The following is an 18,989-nucleotide window of genomic DNA, read 5'->3' as shown; positions in this document are numbered from 1 at the left end:
TTAGTATACCTCGCTTCCTTTAAATACAGGACCGTCTTTACATACTTTTTTATTTCCATTTGGAGTCTCAACATTACATCCAAGACAAGCACCTACGCCGCAGGCCATTCTGTTTTCAAGGGACACATATATTTCTCTTCCTGCTTTTTTTGCAAGGTCATATGCACTTCTCATCATAATATCAGGACCACAAGTAAAGTAAATATCATCCTTTGTAAAATCAACTTTATGAGTTATTATTCCACCTACATCAACTATAACTTCATCTGCAATTTCCTTAAAATCATCTACAAGATAATCTTCTTTAGTAAAACCAAGATATACTCTTATATTTTTATCAGGATATTTTTTTCTTATTTGTTTACATAGATAATATAACGGAGCGGTTCCGATACCTCCTCCTATTAAAGTAACGTCTTTTTCTATATTTTCTATATCAAATCCGTTACCTCTCGGACCGAATAAATCAAGTTCCATTCCTTTTTGAAGAGTTTTAAAATACTTTGTTCCCTCTCCTTTTACCTGATATAAGAAAGTTATCCCTTCATCATCTATATCATGAATACTTATAGGTTTTGCAAGGAATGTATTTAAAGAACGAAGCATATAAAACTGTCCTTCTTTTCCTTCAAACTTTCCTTCAAGTTTCATCATATAGATATCATCTTTTATCTTTTTATTAAATAATACTATAGCCATTGTCCTATATCCTCTTGCATATCTTTTACGGCTTTTACCGTAAGTTCGGTAAAGTTTTCATCTTCAATTTTACCTTTGTGTGCAGATATAATTCCTCTTGAAGAATTAACAACTCCGCAAATATCATCTTTGAAAATTTCCGCAATATCTTTTCCTGTTCCACCTTGAGCGCCATATCCAGGAATTAAGAAGAAAGCTTTTGGCATAAATTTCTTTACTTCTATAAATTCTTTAGGATAAGTAAGACCTACAACAGCTCCGACACTGCTGTATCCACATTCTCCTACAAAGTCGCTTCCCCATTCATCAACGTATTTAGCCATCTTTTCATAAACTTTTTCGCCGTCTTTTACTTCTAAGTCTTGAATTTGATGTCCGTTTGGATTTGATGTTTTTACTAAAACGAAAAGCCCCTTGCTTCCATCTTTCATATAGTCAAAATATGGGCTAATTGCATCAAGTCCCATATATGTGTTTATAGTAATAAAGTCAGCTTCAAAGTCTCCTTTGAAATGACCGTCAGCATACATTGCAGCAGTTGAAGAAATATCTCCTCTTTTTATGTCTGCAATTACAATTCCGTCATTTTCTCTTATATATTTAAGTGTTTTTTGATATGCGTTAAGCCCATCCATTCCAAGAGCTTCATAATAAGCAATTTGAACTTTGTAACAAGCTACAATATCTTTTGTAGCATCTATTATAGCTTTATTAAACAAGAAATATTTTTCTCCAAGAGATATATCCATGTTGCTTATATATTCAGGTAAAAAAGCTTCTTTTGTATCAAGCCCCAAACATACAGCCATGTTTTTCTTGCTTCTTTCATATAGTTTATCTATCAGCTTCATATTTCTTTTCTCCCTTGGCAAATGTCATTAAAACTTTGCCCTTAATTTTTTCTTTATCAAAAGGTGTGTTGTTTGATTTTGAAATAAACTCATATTTGTTTATAACTCCTTCATAATCAGTATCAACGACAACCAAATCTGCATCATAACCTTCTTTAATTAAACCTTTGTTTAAACCTATTTTTTTTGCTGGATTTAAACTTATCATTTCGCTTAATTTATTTATGCTGATATCATTATCAAAGAATACTTTATAGTACATAGAAAAAGCAACTTCGATATTGTCAATTCCCGGAGCTCCTTTTTCTTTATCTTCTTTTGAATGAGGAGCATGGTCTATTGCAAGAATATCTATATCGTTATTCCTTACTCCTTCTATAAGTGCCATTCTGTCTTTAGGTGTTGCAAAAGAAGGATTTACTCTATAAGAAAGGCTATCGGCAAATAAATGATGTGGTGCAACCTCACAAGTTACCGTTAATCCTTTTTCCTTTGCTGCTTTTATAAGCTCTAAAGATTTCTTTGTACTGATATGGCATACATGAAGATTTCCTCCAACCTTTTCAAGAAGTTTCATATCTCTTTCGATTATTTCTTCTTCAGGCTGGCAATGAGTTAGTAAATGGAAACCATATTCTGTGGATTTTTTCAAAGCCTCTTCCATAAATTCATCGCTGAAAATTGTTTTTCCGTCATTTGAGAAAAGGTTTGTGTATTTCATATTTTCTTTTATATCTACAAAATCTTTATCTTCAAGGTCTTTTCCGATTGCACTAATTTGGATTACTTTATTTAAACCTACTTTTTCTGATTTTTCTTTAACATATTGTAAAACTTCCGTATTATCACAAACAGGCTTTGTGTTTGCCATAGTGCAAACAACGCTATATCCGCCTTTAACGCTTGCTTTCATACCGGTTTCAATATCTTCTTTATAGGTATAACCAGGGTCTCTAAAATGAGAATGCATATCTATAAAGGCAGGAAGTAATGTTTTACCTTTTAAGTCAATTACTTCGCAGCCCATTTTATCAATATCTTTTCCAACTTTTATTATTTTTCCATCTTCAACCAAAACATCTTCTTTTACTGTTTTGGTTGCATCAATTAAAACACCGCCAGTAAATAATGTTTTCATATCTCTCCTTATTTATATTCAACCAATGTTGTTTTTGAGTCGCAATAAGAACATCTATATTCTCTTTTTTCTGCATTTGCAAGATAGAATTTAATGTTATCAACTTTTTCATATTGTGTTATACATCTTGGATTCTTGCATTTTAAAATACCTTCTACAACTTCAGGTAGCTCAGGTTGAACTTTTTTTACTCTTTTTCCATCTTTAATGTAACTTACAGTAATGTTTGGGTCAATTAATCCAAGTATTGTGAGGTCAAGTTTTAAGTCTGTTTCTATTTTTATAATGTCTTTTCTTCCCATTTTATGACTTGGAATATTTCTCATAAGAACAATAACATCATCTATTTCATCAAGTTTAAGTTGTTTAAAAACTTCATAACCATGATTTACTTTTATATGGTCAATAACAATACCTTGTTTTAACATTGAAACATTAATCATCTAAACTTACCCCCAATAATTTCATTATAAGAGCCATTCTTACATACATTCCAAGTCTTCCTTGCATAAAGTAAACTGCTCTTTTATCGCTATCTACATCTGTTGAAATTTCGTTTACTCTTGGAAGCGGATGCATAACAATCATATCTTCCTTTGCATTTTCTAACTTTTCTTTTGTAAGAATGAAGTAATCTTTAAGTCTTAAATATTCTTCTTCGTTTACAAATCTTTCTCTTTGTACTCTTGACATATAAAGTACGTCTAAATCACCTATTACTTCATCAAGAGAATTTGTTTCAGAGTATTTAACTTTTCCTTCGATTTCCTCTTTAATATATTCAGGCATAGAAAGCTCTTTTGGTGAAATAAAGACAAACTCTATATTTTCATATCTTGACATTGCTTTTACCAAAGAGTGAATTGTTCTTCCAAACATCAAGTCTCCGCAAACACCGATTTTTAAATTATCAAATCTATGTTTATAGTACTGAATTGTAAGAAGGTCTGTTAATGTTTGTGTCGGATGTTGATGTCCACCGTCTCCTGCGTTAATTACCGGAACACTTGAATGTTCGCTCATAAGTTTTGCAGTGCCTTCTCTTGGGTGTCTTGCAACGATAATATCAACATAATTTGAAATTACAACTGTTGTATCTGCAAGAGATTCACCTTTTGATGTACTTGATGTATTTGGGTCTGAAAAACCAAGTACATTTCCACCTAATCTATACATGGCTGCGTCAAAAGAAAATTTTGTTCTTGTTGACGGCTCATAAAAAAGGCTTGCCAATAATTTCCCATGACATACGTTAACATACTTCTTTTCGTCTTTAAGAATATCATTAGCAAGCTCAAATATTTCATCTAATTCTTCTACAGTAAAATTCGTTGGCTCAATCAAATTGCGACCTTTTAACATTGTTTTATACCTCCGATATTTATAAAAAAATACCTGCACTTAGGCCAGGTATTCGCAAAAAATGCATAGCTTGTCCATCAAGCTACTCATAAATCGGATATAACCTTTTTAGCCTCTCGTGCTAAGTTAAAAGTATTTTTGTTTATTATATAAAATTACACTAATAAAGTCAACGAAATATGCGTTTAATTTAACATATAATAACGTTTTAATTATATTAATTTTTATTTCTTTTTTTATCTTAAAAAAATTTTTTTCTTACAAAATTAAATGTATTTTTTTGATATTTATTTCTAACATAAATTTTAATGATATAATAAAACAGAGGTAAAAATGAACATAGAAAAAGAAGAAATTTTTTCAAAACAAAGAGCATTACAACTTTATGAAAACACATTAAAAATAAATCAAATAAGCGGTAAAACCATCGAATTAATTCAAATCCATAGATATCTGTTTATGGATGTATTTTCTTTTGCGGAAAAAATACGCAGTGTAGATTTATCTAAAGGAAATTTTAAATTTGCACCTGTAAAATTTTTAAATGAAAGTTTAAGAATTATTGATAATATGCCTATTGATTCTTATGAAAAAATAATAAAAAAATATATAGAAATGAATATCGCACATCCTTTTAGAGAAGGAAACGGCAGAGCAATGAGAATATGGCTTGATTTTATGCTTAAAGAAAAATTAAATGTTATTGTAAGATGGGATAAAATTCCTAAAAATGAATATCTTAATGCAATGATTATCTCACCTATTAACGAAAAAGAAATAATGAGTTTAATTAAAAATGCACTAACCAGTGAAATAAATAATAATGCAATATATAAAAAAGTGATTAATGCTTCCTTTGACTATGAAGGAATGACAAATTATATAATTTAAAAAGACTCTAAACTTTTTAGAGTCTTTAATTTATTCATTATCTTTATCTTCTTCATTCGGTGAATTTTTCTTTACAACCGCACTTACTACTTTATGGTCATATATTTTAACATTCATTACTTTTATTCCTTCAAAATCAAATTCAATATTTTCTCCTTTTTCCGGAATACTTTGAAGAACATGGAATATTAGCCCTCCGATTGTGTCGTATTCTTCGGTAGATAATGATACACCCATTTGTTTTGAAAGCTCGTCTAAAGAGGCAATTCCCTTTACTTTACATGTTACATCATCTATTTTTACAATCTCATTATCTTCTTCAAGGTCTCCAACAAGCTGTTCTACCAAGTCATTTATTGTAATTATCCCGGCAGTTCCGCCGTACTCATCTAAAACAACAGCCATTGTATTGCCTGTTTTTCTCATATTTCTGAATAAATCATCTGCTTTTATTGTATCAGGAACATAATATGCTTTTGACATGGTATTTTCTATTATAGTTTCAATATTTTTATCTTCCAAACGAAAATATTTCTTTGAATCAAGAACTCCAATAATTTTATCTATTGAACCGTCACAAACAGGATAAAGAGTATGCTTTGTATTAAATATAATCTCTTTCCACTTTTCAAGACTTTCTTCCATATCAAGAGTAATAACATCAGTTCTATGTGTTAATATTTCATCAGCAGATAAATCATCAAATTCAAAAACATTTTGAATGAATTTTCTTTCTTCATGGTCAATAGTCCCCTTTTCGCTTCCTACATCAACCATCATTCTTATTTCTTCTTCGCTGACATCTTCGTCTTCTTCCTCAGGATCAATACCTATAAGCCTTAAAACAAAGTTTGTTGACGCAGTAAGCATACTTACCAAAGGCGCAAATATCTTTGAAATAGAATATGTAAGCCCTGACATACCAAGAGCCAAAGATTCTGCTTTTTTCATAGCAACTCTTTTTGGAACAAGCTCACCAAAAATAAGAGTTACGTAAGACAATATAATTGTAATCAAAATTACAGAGATAGAATCTAAAACGCTTGGGGAAATTGGCACCCCTAATTTCACAGCTAAATTAACCAACCCATCAGAAAAGTTTTCCGCAGCAAAAGCACTGCCCAAAAATCCGGAAAGAGTAATTGCAACTTGAATTGTTGCTAAAAATCTTGCAGGCTGCTTGGTTAATTTTGAAAGTCTTATTGCCCTTTTATCTCCTTTTGCCGCCATTTTTTCAAGCTTGTTATCGTTCATGGATATAACGGCAATTTCAGCACAGGCAAATACAGCATTTAACGCAATTAAAACAATTTGTAATAAAATCATTAATATTATCGAACTTTTCATAATCTTACCTCCTAAATACGTTTTTTTTATTCGATATTTATTTCTATCATTCTTTTTTATATCTAAAATATATAAAACGCACTATCAGAGGTATCGGTTTGTTCGCCGCATCACTATCGTCATCGTTCATTTTTGATTCTATTCTCCTTTCATAATTATATTTAGACTATTCTATCATTTTATATTATTTAAGTCCATAAGTTAGCAATATATTACAAAAAAAACAGCACCTTAAAAGTTCTGTTTTCTATCTGCATTTTACAGCTTCAAATAAAACAATTCCCGCTGCAACAGAAGCATTTAACGAATCAAAATTGTTTTTTAGTGGAATAGAACTTATAAAGTCGCATTTTTCTTTAACAAGTCTTCCAAGTCCCTTACCCTCTGCACCTACAACTATGGCAAGAGGCATATCATAATCGATATCGTAATAATTTTCTCCGTCCATATCAAGACCTACAACAAAAAGTCCTTCCTTTTTTAATGCATCTATTGTCTGCGATATATTTGACACTTCGCATATATCGATATATTCTAAAGCACCTGCAGAAGATTTATACATACCTTCTCCTATTGAGGCACTTCTTCTGTTTTGCATAATTACACCGTCAGCACCTGCGCAGTACGCACTTCTGATTATTGCCCCTGCATTATGAGGGTCTGTTATATTATCAAGAATTACAACAAGAGGTTTTCCTTCTTTTTTATTAAGCTTATCTGTAAGCTCTCTTAAAGATACTGTTTCAACAGGAGAGCAAAGAGCAATAACTCCTTGATGATGAGGGTTCCCTGCAATGCTGTCAAGTTTATGTCTGTTTGTTTTTTGTATTGAAATACCTTTGCTTTTTGCCATTTTAATTATGTTAACAAGTCCAGAATCATGGTTTTCGCTAATATATAATTTATTTATGTTTCTTCCTGATTTTAAAGTTTCTCTTACGGCATTACGTCCGCTTACTCTTTCATAATTACTCATATCTTACCTCTATAAATTTTTAAATTTTTCTCTTATTTCTTTTGCTTTTCCGCAAGTCATCTTTCCTTCCGGACAGCCGCCTTTTACACATCCAGGGCCTGCACTTTCAAAAATAACAGGACAAACTTCTTTAACAAGTTTTAACATCTGTGTCGCAAGTTCTCTTATTTCCCATTGAGCTCTTACACATGTTCTCTCTTCAAAGAAATGAAGAAGTTGTCTTGCGTTCATTGTAGTTATAATCTTTGTTTCACAAGCTCCAGGCAAAACAAATCTTGCATCTTCATTTGCAAGTTTAACGGCTTTTTTTCTAGCTTCGCTTTCTTCAAGTCCGTCTTCGTCCATAATTTGTTTTGTAACATTTTTTGTTAGAACATCTCTTAGCTTTTCGTATGAAGATTGAATCATACTCATACTTTCCTCAAATACTTTTAAAGCTTCTTCGTCTTTTTCGATTTGAGGAGGTATTATATAATCAAACTCGTTTTCGTCAACATATCTTTGTGACTGCTGCGAATAACTTGCAATTCTATGTCTAACAAGTTGATGAGTTAAAGTTCTGCTTACTCCTTCTATTGCAAAAGAAAAGCTTATATGTTCAAGGGGTGACATATGAGAAAATCCCATAAGCATCTTTACAAATTTTTCAGCATCTTCATTACTCATTTTTTCACTTATATCTTCAACCCCAACCTTTGAATAACAAAGCTTAGCAGCCATTGCCACAGTCTTTACAGGTTCAGGAGTGTATCTAACTAAACTTACTTTTAAATTACTCTTCATTTTTCTCCTCCACTTTCCATTTAAACCATTATACAATATTTTTCTCACTTTTCTACCCTAAAGTAAGAAATCTTAAATATACATTATTTTTTTAATTTGCAAATAAAAAAGGCGGATAAAAATCCGCCTGATTTTTTTATTTAACATACTATTTTTCTTCGTATGTATAGAATTCTGCACCTTTTTCTTCAAATTCCATAATTGCAGCTGTTGTAAGTGGATGATAGATTAATTTTTCAAATAAATCACAGCTGATTGTTGCAGCATGAGAACCAGCCATAGCTACATTGTGAACTTGTTGTGTATTTTTGAAGCTTGCAGCTAATACTTTTGTATCTTTTCCGTACATATCGAATAATTCAACGATGTCAGCAACAACTCCGATACCGTCAGAAGAGAAATTATCTATTCTGTTTACATATGGAGCTACATAGTCAGCACCTGCTGTAGCAGCAAGTAAAGCTTGTTGAGCTGTAAAGATAGCTGTAGCTGTTACGCCAAAGCCAAGTTCTTTAAGAACGCTGATTGATTTTAAACCTTCACCTGTTACAGGAACTTTTACAAAGAATTTTCCGCCTACAGCATCTCTAAGTCTGATTGCTTCTTGTACGATTTCATCGCAAGTTGAAGCTAAAACTTGAGCGTGAAGTTCACAGTCAGGACCAATAACGTCTCTTATTTCTTTAATTTTTTTATAAACATTTTCTCCGTTTGCAGCAATAATGCTTGGATTTGTTGTTACCCCTGTAATTGGGAAATATTGAGTAATTGTTTTAATGCTTTCGATATTAGCATCATCGATTAAATATAACATTTGTAATCTCTCCTTGTTTTATATAACACTTGATTTTTACTAAAAAAATTATATATGATAAAAAATATAATTACAAGTACTTTCATAAAAAAAGAAAAAAAAAGGTCATGAAAATTTACATCTTTTAAATAAACATCATTATCTTTTTTAATGTGTAACCTTTACATATTCAACTAATAAACAATTGTAATCATGTTACAAATTATTTATTAACAGCTGTTTTTTATAAAAGGAAACAATAATTAAACTTTAATTGCATTAAAGCATTTTAACGATAGTATTGTTTAATATCGTCATATAATATATAATGAATTTAATATTAAAAAGGAAGTAATAAAATGACTGAATTAATTGAATTAAAAAATTTACTTAATGATATATCAAAGGAACTTGATGATTTATCAAACTCCATTAACATTGAAAGTTTACAACAAAATCTAAAAGAAAAAGAAAGCTTAATGAATGATGAAAATTTCTGGAATGACAGTGAAAATGCAAATCAAATTTTAAAGGACGTTAAAACTTTAAAATCACAAATAACATCATTTACATCTCTTGAAAACAAAAAAGAAGATATCAGCATTATAATGGAAATGTTAAGTGAAGAATTCATAGAAACAGAAGCAGATAATACCTTAAAAGAATTAAACATGCTAAAAAAAGACGTAAACAGTTTTGCACTAACAACTCTTTTATCCGGAGAATACGATTCAAACAATGCCATTCTTTCAATTCACCCGGGAGCAGGAGGAACAGAAAGCCAAGACTGGGCGGAAATGCTATATAGAATGTTCACAAGATTTGCAGAAAAGAGAAATTTTAAAATAAAAATTCTCGAAGAGTTATCGGGAGATGTTGCAGGAATAAAAAGCGTTACAATGCTTATTAAAGGCGAAAATGCTTACGGATATTTAAAAAGCGAAAAAGGGGTACATCGACTTGTAAGAATCTCACCTTTTGACAGCAATAACAGAAGACATACTTCTTTTGCATCAGTAGATGTAGAACCGGAAATAAAAGAAGATATAAACCTTGAAATCAATCCAAGTGATTTAAAAATAGATACTTATCGTTCAGGAGGAGCAGGAGGACAGCATGTAAACAAAACCGACTCAGCTGTTAGAATAACTCATCTTCCTACAAAAATTGTTGTATCATGCCAAAACGAAAGAAGCCAGTTCCAAAACAAAGAAACAGCGATGAAGATTTTAAAGGGTAAACTATACAAAATATTAATGGAAGAACATAAAGAAAAACTTGATGAAATAAAAGGCGACTATGGACAAATCGCATGGGGAAATCAAATTCGCTCATATGTTTTCCACCCATACAGCATGGTAAAAGACCATAGGACAAAAGCCGAAACGTCAAACGTTCAATCAGTAATGGACGGAGATATTGATTTATTTATTGATGCGTATTTAAAAAAGACCGATTAATCGGTCTTTTTATTTTTTATCTCAAGCAATTTATCAAGTAAAATCTCGCTTACTTCATCTTTACTCATAAGCTCTTTTTTCTCTATATTATCTTTTGTAAGGAATGTCACTTTATTTGTATCTCCCTTAAAACCTGAGCCTTCTTCTTTTAAGCAGTTAGCCACTATAATATCAGCGTTTTTCTTTACAAGCTTAGCTTTTGCATTATCTATTAAGTTTTGAGTTTCCATTGCAAAACCACATAAAACTTGATTTTGTTTTTTATTTTCTCCAAGATACATCAAAATATCATCTGTTCTTTTTAGTTTTATGGAAAGATCTCCATCTTTTTTCTTTATTTTTTCATCACTTACATCAATAGGCGTATAATCAGAAACTGCAGCAGCTTTAATAATAAAATCCATTTCACTGCTTTTTTCTTTTACTGCTTCGAACATGTCTTTTGCACTTTTTACTTTAATTAATTCAACAAAAGGAGGAACCTCTTCACTGCTATTGGCACTTACTAAAGTTACGTTTGCACCTCTTAGCATTGCATTTCTTGCAATCGCATATCCCATTTTACCGCTTGAATGATTTGTTATGTATCTTACAGGGTCTATAGCTTCCATTGTAGCTCCTGCCGTAACCATAACATTCATACCTTTTAAATCTTTTTCATGAGCTATTTCTTTTAATACATAATTTACAAGAGTCTGTTCATCAGGAAGTTTACCGTCTCCAATGTCTCTACACGCTAGCATGCCTTTTGCAGGCTCTATTATTTCAAAACCATATTCTTTTAATTTTTCTATGTTATCTTGAACTATTTGATTATGGTACATATGTGTATTCATTGCAGGAGATACTATCTTTTTACAAGTAGCTGCCAAAACAGTAGTTGATAACATATCATCTGCTATTCCATAAGCCATTTTTGCAATAATATTTGCACTTGCAGGCGCAATAAGCATCACATCTGATTTTTGACCAAGATTTACATGAGAAACATGAAATTCAAAATTCCTGTCAAATGTATCAACCAAACATTTTGAATTTGTTAAAGTTTCGAATGTTATTGGGTTTATAAAGTTAGTTGCGTTTTTAGTCATTATTACATGAACTTCGGCACCTAATTTTATAAGCATACTGGCTACGTTTGCCATTTTATAAGCAGCAATACTACCTGTTACGCCAAGGGTTACAACTTTCCCCTCTAAAATTTTATTCATCAATCATATCCTCCGTTAAGAGCCCGTGTTTTTCATATCTTGTTATTCTTTTTATTTTATTATCTTCATCAACGAAAAGCACTTTCGGAGGATTATCTTTCACTTCTTCAGGACTCATGTTTGCATAAGCCATTATTATGATCTTATCCCCTACTTGAACTTCTCTTGCTGCGGCTCCATTTAAGCATATCATACCACTGCCTCTTTTTCCAGCAATTGTGTAAGTTTCAAATCTGCTTCCGTTATTTACGTCTACGATTTGAACCTTTTCATATTCATATATTCCGGCTTTTTCAAGAAGTTCTTCATCAACAGTAATACTTCCTACATAATCAAGCTCTGCTTGAACAACGGTTGCTCTGTGAATTTTACCTTTTAACATATTAAGTAACATATTTTCCTCCTAACACTCAAACACAAAGTTGTCAATTAATCTAGTTTTGCCAATATATACAGCCATTGCAACAAGAACCGTACCTTCGATTTTATCCACTTTTTCTACCTTTTCAATATCAACTGCTTCAACATAATCAATTTTGGCAAGTGGTTCTTTATTTATGTTTTCTTTCATCTTTGAAAGTAAAATAGCGCTGTCTCTTTCACCTTCTTCAAGAAGTTTCTTACCTAAATTAATTGTTTTATATAATATCAAAGCTGCTTTTCTTTCCTCTTCGTTTAAATAAGTATTTCTTGAACTCTTTGCAAGACCGTCTTCTTCTCTTACTATTGGACAGCCTACTATTTCTATACCAAAACTTAAATCTTTTACCATTCTTTTTATTATAAGAAGCTGTTGTGCATCTTTCATTCCAAAGTATGCTTTATTAGGTGTAACGATATTAAACAGCTTACTTACAACAGTCATAACACCTCTAAAATGAATAGGTCTGCTTTTTCCACAAAGTTCTTTTGTAAGTCCATTCATATCAACATACGAACAAAAACCTTCAGGATACATTTCTTCAGGTGTTGGATTAAAAATCAAATCTGCTCCTGTTTCTTCGCATAGTTTTGTATCTTTTTCAAGATCTCTTGGGTAGCTTGCTAAATCTTCGTTTTCACCAAATTGCATAGGATTTACAAACACGCTTACAACTACTCTGTCATTTTGTTCTACGGCTTTTTTAATTAAACTTTGATGTCCTTCATGAAGATAACCCATTGTTGGAACAAGCCCAACGCTAAGCCCTTCTCTTTTCCATTTATTTACAATTTCTCTTACTTCGCTGATTTTATGTACTACTTTCATATTTCTCTCCATAATTAATATAATTTTTCTATAACTTCATCATCAAATTTATATGTATTTTCTTCCATAGGGAATTTACCCTCATTTATTTCTTTATGGTAAGTTTTAAATGCATCCTGCATTATTTCACCTATATTTGCATATTTCTTTACAAATTTCGGCGTAAAATCAGAAAACATTCCAAGCATATCTTGATATACCAAAATTTGTCCGTCACAGTATTTTCCTGCACCTATTCCGATTGTTGGAATACTAACTTTTTGAGTAATAAGCTTAGCTAATTTTTCCGGAACACACTCAAGAACAAGTGCAAAAGCTCCCGCTTCTTCAACTAACAAAGCATCTTCAAGAATTTGTTTTGCTCTTTGCTCATCTCTTCCTTGTATTTTAAATCCTCCAAACGCATTAATGCTTTGTGGGGTTAAGCCAAGATGTGCCATTACAGGTATACCGGCAGAAGTTATTGCTTTTATCTGCTCACATACTTCTCTGCCGCCTTCAAGCTTAACAGCATCACCAAGCCCTTCTTTCATAAGCCTTCCTGCATTTTTAACGGCATCATATACACTTGTTTGATATGACATAAAAGGCATATCTATAACAACCAATGCATCTTTTGCCCCTCTTGCAACGGCTCTTCCGTGGTGGATCATATCTTTCATTGTAACAGGTATTGTATCTTCATAACCAAGGATTACATTACCAAGAGAATCCCCTACTAAAATCCCGTTAATACCTGCCTGATCAATCAATTTTGCCATTGAATAATCATAAGCCGTAAGCATGGAAATCTTACTATTTTCTTCTTTTTGTTTTTTGAATGTTGTTACTGTGTTTTTCATCCTCTTATTCCTCTTTAATAATTTTTTTCATATTGCAATAATCTTTTGTATTATCTTTTTTCATTGCAACATCAATAAGCTCCTCAGACAACAATTTATAAATATCCTTTTCACTTCCGTTTATAACAGATAAATGCTCTTTTACTGTTTTTACATCGTTCCTTTCAATTGGACCGCTTAATGCATTTATTACACCTTTTGAAGCAATATTCTCTGCATTATTCATAAAAAGAGGAAGTAGTGCATTTTTAGCTTCATCAAAAGTAAACCCTGTTTCCATAAGAATTTTTATACTCTTATAAAACAAAGCTACAACTAAATTACTCGCAAAAACGCAAGATAAATGATATTTGGTTTTATTGTCTTTTGGAATGATTTTTACATGATTTCCAAGGCTTTCAAAAAAATCCTTAATAACATTAATTCTCTTTTCGTTTCCTTCAATTGTAAAGTAAGCCTTTGAAAGATCTTTGTAAGAAGTATACTTATCGCTGAAAGCATACATTGGATGAATGGAAAAACCAAGAATATCTTGGTCACACTTTTGAAAGACAGCAGAAGACATAGCTCCGCTACAATGAGAAAATATTTTATTTTCTATATCAAATTTACATATTTGTTCCCATACTTCTTTTATCTTTGAATCAGGAACAGTCAAAAATAAAATATCACAAGAAGATATAATATCTTCCAAAGAATTAAAATAATTAGTATTTGTAAAAATTGCAGCATCAACTGCAGAAGATAGAGTATTACTATAATACCCCATTACTTTTTTTTCGTGCATAACAAAATATTTCCCAAGACTTACGCCTACTTTGCCGGCACCAATAAATCCGATTTTCATTCTTCTTTTCTTCCTTTTGATAATTGAAAAGTCTCTTTCTTTCGATAAAAGCTTTATAGCAATTAGGTAGATTGAAGACTATTAATATTTTTCTCGGTATAGTTTCAAAAGAATACCATCCGCATAAATAATAGCACTATGATTTTAAAAAGTAAACATTTTTTTATTTATTATAATTATTTTATAATATAATAATATAACCCTAATATAAGGAGGTAAAAAGATGATTGATGTAAATTTAGTTTTAAAAACACTAGAGAATAAACTTATAGAAGAATTTAAAAATAGACTTATATTTTTTGGACTTCAAGGAAGCAGAGCAAGAGGAGAAGCAAATGAAAACAGCGATATTGACATTGTTGTGATTTTAGATAACCTATCAATAAATGATTTAAAAACTTATAAAGAAATAATATCTTCATTAGAACATAATAATTTATTTTGCGGTTTTATCTCAGGAATGCAGGAGATAAAAAACTGGGAAAAATCAGACCTTTTTCAGTTTTATTTTGATACACTTCCAATATACAAAAGTTTAGATTTTTTAAAACCTCTTATAAAAAATGAAGATATAAAACGTGCTGTGTTACTAAATGCTTGTAATACCTATCACATGACAGTTCATAATTTTTTATATGAAAAAAGCAATGACATTTTACTTTCACTTTATAAATCAATGTCTTTTTGCATAAAAGCTAAATATTATTTAAAAACCAATAAATACATACATAAAAATATTGAACTAATGGAAAAAATAGAAAATGAAGATAAAAATATTCTTAATTCATTTTTTAATTTAAAAATAAATAATAATATAGATAATTTACAATTTGAAAAATATACAACTGATTTAATGGAATACACAAAATCTTTAATTAACTTATATAATATTTAAAAGAGTTTTAATATAAATATTAAAACTCTTTTATCATTAGTTTTTCATTGTCATATCCTGTATTTCACTTACAGCTTCCTTTGCCGCCTTTTCAACTGCATTTTTCATTTTTCTTACAGGCTTTTTAAGTTCTTTGTTTGATGAAACGTAAGAGGCAAGTCCTATCCCCGCTATCATACCGGTAGTTAAGCTCGTAAGCATTGTCATTGTATTTCTTCTCATTTTTTATTTTCCTTTCTTAATTATTTCATATTTATTGTTCCAATTTTTTTACTCTATGATACAATAAATAAAAAATTAAAAAAGGTAATAAAAGTTAAGGTAATTTTTATGAAAACAAAAAAAGAAACATTAGAAATAATAGATATATTAAGTAAAGAATACGGAGAATATAAATGCGGGCTTAACTTCAATTCTCCTTTTGAACTTTTAATCGCAACAATTCTCTCTGCTCAGTGCACAGATGAAAGAGTTAATATAGTTACAAAAGAATTATTTAAAACCGCAAACACTCCGGGAGAAATTTTAGAACTTGGCGAAGAGAAACTTCATGAATACATAAAAAGTTGTGGTCTTTCAAACACAAAAGCAAAAAACATAATGAAAACTTGCTTTACTCTTTGCGATAAATACAATGAAGAAGTTCCAAGCACAATGGAAGAACTTATAAAATTAAATGGAGTTGGCAGAAAAACAGCAAATGTTGTAATGTCCAATGCTTTTGGTATTCCTGCAATCGCTGTTGATACTCACGTTCAAAGAGTATCTAACAGATTAGGACTTGCAAAAAGTGACGATGTATTAAAGACTGAACAATCTTTAATGAAGAAAATCCCTAAAGAATATTGGTCTGATGCACATCACTGGATTATATGGCATGGAAGAAAAGTGTGCAGTGCAAGGAATCCAAAATGCAATGAATGTATGTTAAAAAACTTATGTGATTTTTATAAAAAAACTCAAAAAAATAAAAAATAGACAAAGCATTTTGCTTTGTCTATTTTGTTACTGCATCAAATTTTATAGTAAATTCCGTACCAACGTTATAGGTGGATTTAACACTTATTTCACCTTTATACTTCATAACTATTCTTTTAACTATAGAAAGCCCAAGACCTGTCCCCTCAACTTTTCTGTTTCTGCTTTTATCAACACGATAAAATCTTTCAAAAATGTGAGGGAGATCTTCTTTTTTTATTCCTATTCCTGTATCTTTTATTATAATAACGGCTTTATTTCTTACTCTACGTAAAGAAATATAAATCTTTCCGTTATCTTTATTATACTTAATTCCGTTTTCAATAAGATTTGTAAAAACTCTTAATATATCTTCATGCACACTTTCTATATATACATCATGCACATCAACATTTGTTATGATTTTCTTTTCGTATAACTTATAATCAAGAACTTCAACTGCTTCTTTTATAATATCAGCGACATTCAATTTTTCAAGAGGCATTTCATTTTCATCAATATCTTCAAGACTGGACAACTTAAGTATTTCTTCTACCATTGTATCCATCCTTATAGCTTCTCTTTTTATTGTCGTACTGTATTCTATTATCTTGTCTTTATCATCTATAAGCCCGGAGGAAATGAGTTCAGCAAAACCTCTTATAGATGTAATAGGAGTTTTAAGTTCATGAGAAGCATTTGCAAAGAATTCTTTTTTATATATATCTACGGCACTGCCAAAAGGTTTAACCGAATCATTCGCAAATTTTTTTGCCGTAACCCAAGATATTAAAAACGAAATTATTATTGCCAAAACAAAAATACCTATCTTTGTGGCCAAATCACTGTAAATGGTTTCCATAAGAACCATTACTCTTAATATATTACCGTTTTTCAGAACAATTGCTCCATACATAACTCTTTCATCAATTGTGGAAGAACTCCTCACCGAATAGCCTTCCCCTTCTTGTAAAGCTTGTACAACCTCTTCTCTGGTTTTATGATTTTCAGTCAATTCTTTATGTGTAGAATCGGCTAGAACTGTTCCGTTTGGCGATATTAAAGTTACTCTGTAATGGTCAGTAGAGATTTTTTCCAAATATTCTACATCTTTTTCATAATCGTTTCCGAATTCATATATTTCGTTAACGGTATGTAAAAAAGCTTCTATTGTAGTATGATATCCGTTATCTTGAGTTTTAGACAAAACAAAGAAAAAAGATGAACTGAGTATCAAGGTACAAATAAGTCCGACAAGAAAACTTCTTATAAATACAAATTTTCTCATTATCCTAATTTATAACCTATTCCTCTAACAGTTTTTATATACTTATACTTATCGTCTTCGCTTCCGATTTTATTTCTTAAAGTTTTCATATGCATATCAAGAGTACGACTTTCACCTTCAAAATCATATCCCCATACTTCGTTCAAAAGTTCTTCTCTGGTTACTACCCTTCCTTCGTTTTCAAACATATAAAGAAGTATTTTATATTCTTTCTTCGTAAGAACCACTTCTTCTCCGGAATGTGTAACTAAATAATTTTCTTTATCTATTGTTATATCTTTATAACTTAATATATTATCCTCTTCTTTATAACTTCTTCTAAGCACGCTTTTAATTCTTGAAGAAAGCTCTAAAACAGAGAAAGGTTTTGTGACATAATCATCGGCACCAAGCTCTAAAGCATTTACTTTGTCTATTTCACTGCTTTTTGCACTTAGAATAATTATGGGAATTTCTTTATATTTTTTACTGTTTTTAAGTAGTTTTAATGCATCTATGCCGCTCATTCCTGGAAGCATAATATCAAGAAGCATCAATTTAGGTTTTTCTTCCTTTAATGCAACCATCATGTCTTCACAATTTTCGTATACTTTTACGTAAAAATTAAATGCTTCCAATGAACATTTCAATAATTCGCTTATATTGTTATCATCCTCAACTACATAAATATAATTTCCCATAATTTTCACTATCCTTTATTACAATAATTTTTTGTTTTTATGTTCTCCCGTCAAATAGAAGATTACCCATTCACAAATATTTGTCGCATGGTCTCCTATTCTTTCAAGATACTTAATAAGCATTAACGTATCCATTGCAAGTCCCGGAGAGATTTCATCATTTTTAAGCCCTTTTATTATATCATCTCTGACTTCATAAAACAACTCGTCAACTTCGGCATCCGTTTTAATGGTAGTTTTTGCAAGTTCCAAATTGTCGTTGACAAAAGCTGAAATACTTGACGCAACCATTTCAAGGTCAATATTTGACATTTGTATAATCTTTTCATCTACAATTTTAAATTTTTCTTGATTTTTTTCTCTTTCGTCAGGTATGCAGATTGATGCTATATCAGCAGCATGATCCCCGATTCTTTCCATATCGGTAATCATCTTCATTGCTGTTGAAATAAGCCTTAAGTCAGAAGCAACCGGTTGTTGCCTTAAAATCAACTTAAGGCATCTTGCTTCGATTTTTCTTTCCATTTCATTTATTGCTTTATCATTTTCAATAATATCTCTTGCAATATCTTCATCATCACTTTCAATTGCTTCAAATGAAGACTTTATTGCCTTTTCAATCATAGAACCCATTTCAATAAGCTCATTATGTAATAAACCAAGTTCTTCATCAAATCTTCTTCTTGCACTCATTTATATATTTCTCCTTCCTGTTTGATA

22 protein-coding genes are annotated in these 18,989 nt (G+C 30.8%); 4 read left to right on the top strand and 18 right to left on the bottom strand.

All coding sequences use genetic code 11. The features are described from left to right. Genes V2W16_RS05140 through pyrB form a run of 5 tightly spaced genes read right to left on the bottom strand, consistent with a single transcriptional unit; the run spans position 1 to position 4,050 of the window. Complete coding sequence (locus V2W16_RS05140; RefSeq protein WP_329382555.1) at positions 1 to 699, bottom strand: dihydroorotate dehydrogenase electron transfer subunit; 699 nt, start codon at positions 697 to 699, stop codon at positions 1 to 3. Beyond that, a complete protein-coding gene (pyrF, locus tag V2W16_RS05135; RefSeq protein ID WP_329382552.1) occupies positions 690 to 1,550 on the bottom strand; it encodes an orotidine-5'-phosphate decarboxylase in 861 nt (286 codons plus the stop codon). The genes V2W16_RS05140 and pyrF overlap by 10 nt, the downstream gene beginning before the upstream one ends. Beyond that, the gene (locus tag V2W16_RS05130; RefSeq protein ID WP_329382548.1) at positions 1,534 to 2,688 is read right to left on the bottom strand and encodes a dihydroorotase; all 1,155 of its coding nucleotides are present in this window, start codon (positions 2,686 to 2,688) and stop codon (positions 1,534 to 1,536) included. The genes pyrF and V2W16_RS05130 overlap by 17 nt, the downstream gene beginning before the upstream one ends. Positions 2,689 to 2,696: 8 nt before the next feature. Next, complete coding sequence (locus tag V2W16_RS05125; RefSeq protein ID WP_329382545.1) at positions 2,697 to 3,131, bottom strand: aspartate carbamoyltransferase regulatory subunit; 435 nt, start codon at positions 3,129 to 3,131, stop codon at positions 2,697 to 2,699. Then, entirely contained in the window at positions 3,124 to 4,050 is a 927-nt protein-coding gene (gene pyrB / locus V2W16_RS05120; RefSeq protein WP_329382542.1) for an aspartate carbamoyltransferase, read from the bottom strand. The genes V2W16_RS05125 and pyrB overlap by 8 nt, the downstream gene beginning before the upstream one ends. Positions 4,051 to 4,383: 333 nt before the next feature. On the opposite strand from pyrB, the gene V2W16_RS05115 reads away from it, so the two are divergent. Further along, positions 4,384 to 4,941, top strand: a complete 558-nt coding sequence (locus V2W16_RS05115) for a Fic/DOC family protein (protein WP_329382539.1) — start codon at positions 4,384 to 4,386, stop codon at positions 4,939 to 4,941. Between the two features lie 30 nt (positions 4,942 to 4,971). Here the strand turns inward: V2W16_RS05115 and V2W16_RS05110 are convergent, their stop codons facing one another. The 4 genes from V2W16_RS05110 to V2W16_RS05095 all read right to left on the bottom strand — a co-directional run bounded on the left by V2W16_RS05110 (position 4,972) and on the right by V2W16_RS05095 (position 8,861). Beyond that, on the bottom strand, positions 4,972 to 6,288 hold the full coding sequence (locus V2W16_RS05110; RefSeq protein ID WP_329382537.1) for a hemolysin family protein: 1,317 nt from the start codon (positions 6,286 to 6,288) through the stop codon (positions 4,972 to 4,974). Positions 6,289 to 6,535: 247 nt separating this feature from the next. After that, on the bottom strand, positions 6,536 to 7,264 hold the full coding sequence (gene rlmB / locus V2W16_RS05105; protein WP_138267961.1) for a 23S rRNA (guanosine(2251)-2'-O)-methyltransferase RlmB: 729 nt from the start codon (positions 7,262 to 7,264) through the stop codon (positions 6,536 to 6,538). A gap of 9 nt (positions 7,265 to 7,273) precedes the next feature. Further along, positions 7,274 to 8,047: an FAD-dependent thymidylate synthase gene (thyX, locus tag V2W16_RS05100; RefSeq protein ID WP_138267960.1), complete on the bottom strand. Its 774-nt coding sequence runs from the start codon at positions 8,045 to 8,047 to the stop codon at positions 7,274 to 7,276. 148 nt (positions 8,048 to 8,195) lie between these two features. After that, positions 8,196 to 8,861, bottom strand: a complete 666-nt coding sequence (locus V2W16_RS05095; RefSeq protein WP_138267959.1) for a transaldolase family protein — start codon at positions 8,859 to 8,861, stop codon at positions 8,196 to 8,198. Between the two features lie 338 nt (positions 8,862 to 9,199). On the opposite strand from V2W16_RS05095, the gene prfB reads away from it, so the two are divergent. Beyond that, a complete protein-coding gene (prfB, locus tag V2W16_RS05090; protein ID WP_329382528.1) occupies positions 9,200 to 10,300 on the top strand; it encodes a peptide chain release factor 2 in 1,101 nt (366 codons plus the stop codon). On the opposite strand, the gene coaBC is transcribed toward prfB, so the two are convergent. From coaBC to V2W16_RS05065, 5 genes are read right to left on the bottom strand one after another with little or no spacing between them, the layout of a single operon-like run. Beyond that, positions 10,297 to 11,511, bottom strand: a complete 1,215-nt coding sequence (gene coaBC, locus V2W16_RS05085) for a bifunctional phosphopantothenoylcysteine decarboxylase/phosphopantothenate--cysteine ligase CoaBC (RefSeq protein ID WP_425353943.1) — start codon at positions 11,509 to 11,511, stop codon at positions 10,297 to 10,299. The genes prfB and coaBC overlap by 4 nt on opposite strands. Next, positions 11,504 to 11,905, bottom strand: coding sequence for an aspartate 1-decarboxylase (gene panD, locus V2W16_RS05080; RefSeq protein WP_329382525.1), 402 nt, complete (start codon positions 11,903 to 11,905; stop codon positions 11,504 to 11,506). Before panD ends, coaBC begins: the two co-directional genes overlap by 8 nt. A gap of 9 nt (positions 11,906 to 11,914) precedes the next feature. Further along, positions 11,915 to 12,760: a pantoate--beta-alanine ligase gene (gene panC / locus V2W16_RS05075; RefSeq protein WP_329382521.1), complete on the bottom strand. Its 846-nt coding sequence runs from the start codon at positions 12,758 to 12,760 to the stop codon at positions 11,915 to 11,917. A 14-nt stretch (positions 12,761 to 12,774) separates the two neighbouring features. Then, entirely contained in the window at positions 12,775 to 13,602 is an 828-nt protein-coding gene (gene panB / locus V2W16_RS05070) for a 3-methyl-2-oxobutanoate hydroxymethyltransferase (RefSeq protein ID WP_329382518.1), read from the bottom strand. Positions 13,603 to 13,606: 4 nt separating this feature from the next. Beyond that, positions 13,607 to 14,449, bottom strand: a complete 843-nt coding sequence (locus V2W16_RS05065) for a Rossmann-like and DUF2520 domain-containing protein (protein ID WP_425353942.1) — start codon at positions 14,447 to 14,449, stop codon at positions 13,607 to 13,609. 223 nt (positions 14,450 to 14,672) lie between these two features. On the opposite strand from V2W16_RS05065, the gene V2W16_RS05060 reads away from it, so the two are divergent. Beyond that, positions 14,673 to 15,344, top strand: coding sequence for a nucleotidyltransferase domain-containing protein (locus tag V2W16_RS05060; protein WP_329382515.1), 672 nt, complete (start codon positions 14,673 to 14,675; stop codon positions 15,342 to 15,344). Between the two features lie 36 nt (positions 15,345 to 15,380). Here the strand turns inward: V2W16_RS05060 and V2W16_RS05055 are convergent, their stop codons facing one another. Further along, a complete protein-coding gene (locus V2W16_RS05055; RefSeq protein WP_329382512.1) occupies positions 15,381 to 15,566 on the bottom strand; it encodes a hypothetical protein in 186 nt (61 codons plus the stop codon). A 108-nt stretch (positions 15,567 to 15,674) separates the two neighbouring features. On the opposite strand from V2W16_RS05055, the gene nth reads away from it, so the two are divergent. After that, on the top strand, positions 15,675 to 16,322 hold the full coding sequence (gene nth, locus V2W16_RS05050; protein ID WP_329382509.1) for an endonuclease III: 648 nt from the start codon (positions 15,675 to 15,677) through the stop codon (positions 16,320 to 16,322). Positions 16,323 to 16,341: 19 nt separating this feature from the next. On the opposite strand, the gene V2W16_RS05045 is transcribed toward nth, so the two are convergent. The 3 genes from V2W16_RS05045 to phoU all read right to left on the bottom strand — a co-directional run bounded on the left by V2W16_RS05045 (position 16,342) and on the right by phoU (position 18,962). Next, the gene (locus tag V2W16_RS05045; RefSeq protein ID WP_329382506.1) at positions 16,342 to 17,508 is read right to left on the bottom strand and encodes a sensor histidine kinase; all 1,167 of its coding nucleotides are present in this window, start codon (positions 17,506 to 17,508) and stop codon (positions 16,342 to 16,344) included. Between the two features lie 80 nt (positions 17,509 to 17,588). Further along, positions 17,589 to 18,269: a response regulator transcription factor gene (locus V2W16_RS05040; RefSeq protein WP_329382503.1), complete on the bottom strand. Its 681-nt coding sequence runs from the start codon at positions 18,267 to 18,269 to the stop codon at positions 17,589 to 17,591. A gap of 18 nt (positions 18,270 to 18,287) precedes the next feature. Further along, entirely contained in the window at positions 18,288 to 18,962 is a 675-nt protein-coding gene (gene phoU / locus V2W16_RS05035) for a phosphate signaling complex protein PhoU (protein ID WP_138267948.1), read from the bottom strand. Positions 18,963 to 18,989: the final 27 nt, after the last annotated feature.

Origin of the sequence: Anaerofustis butyriciformans (assembly GCF_036289385.1) — a bacterium.
In the GTDB taxonomy this organism is placed as follows: domain Bacteria; phylum Bacillota; class Clostridia; order Eubacteriales; family Anaerofustaceae; genus Anaerofustis; species Anaerofustis butyriciformans.
Note: the sequence above shows the minus strand (reverse complement) of the source record. Positions and strands in the feature narration are given on the sequence as shown.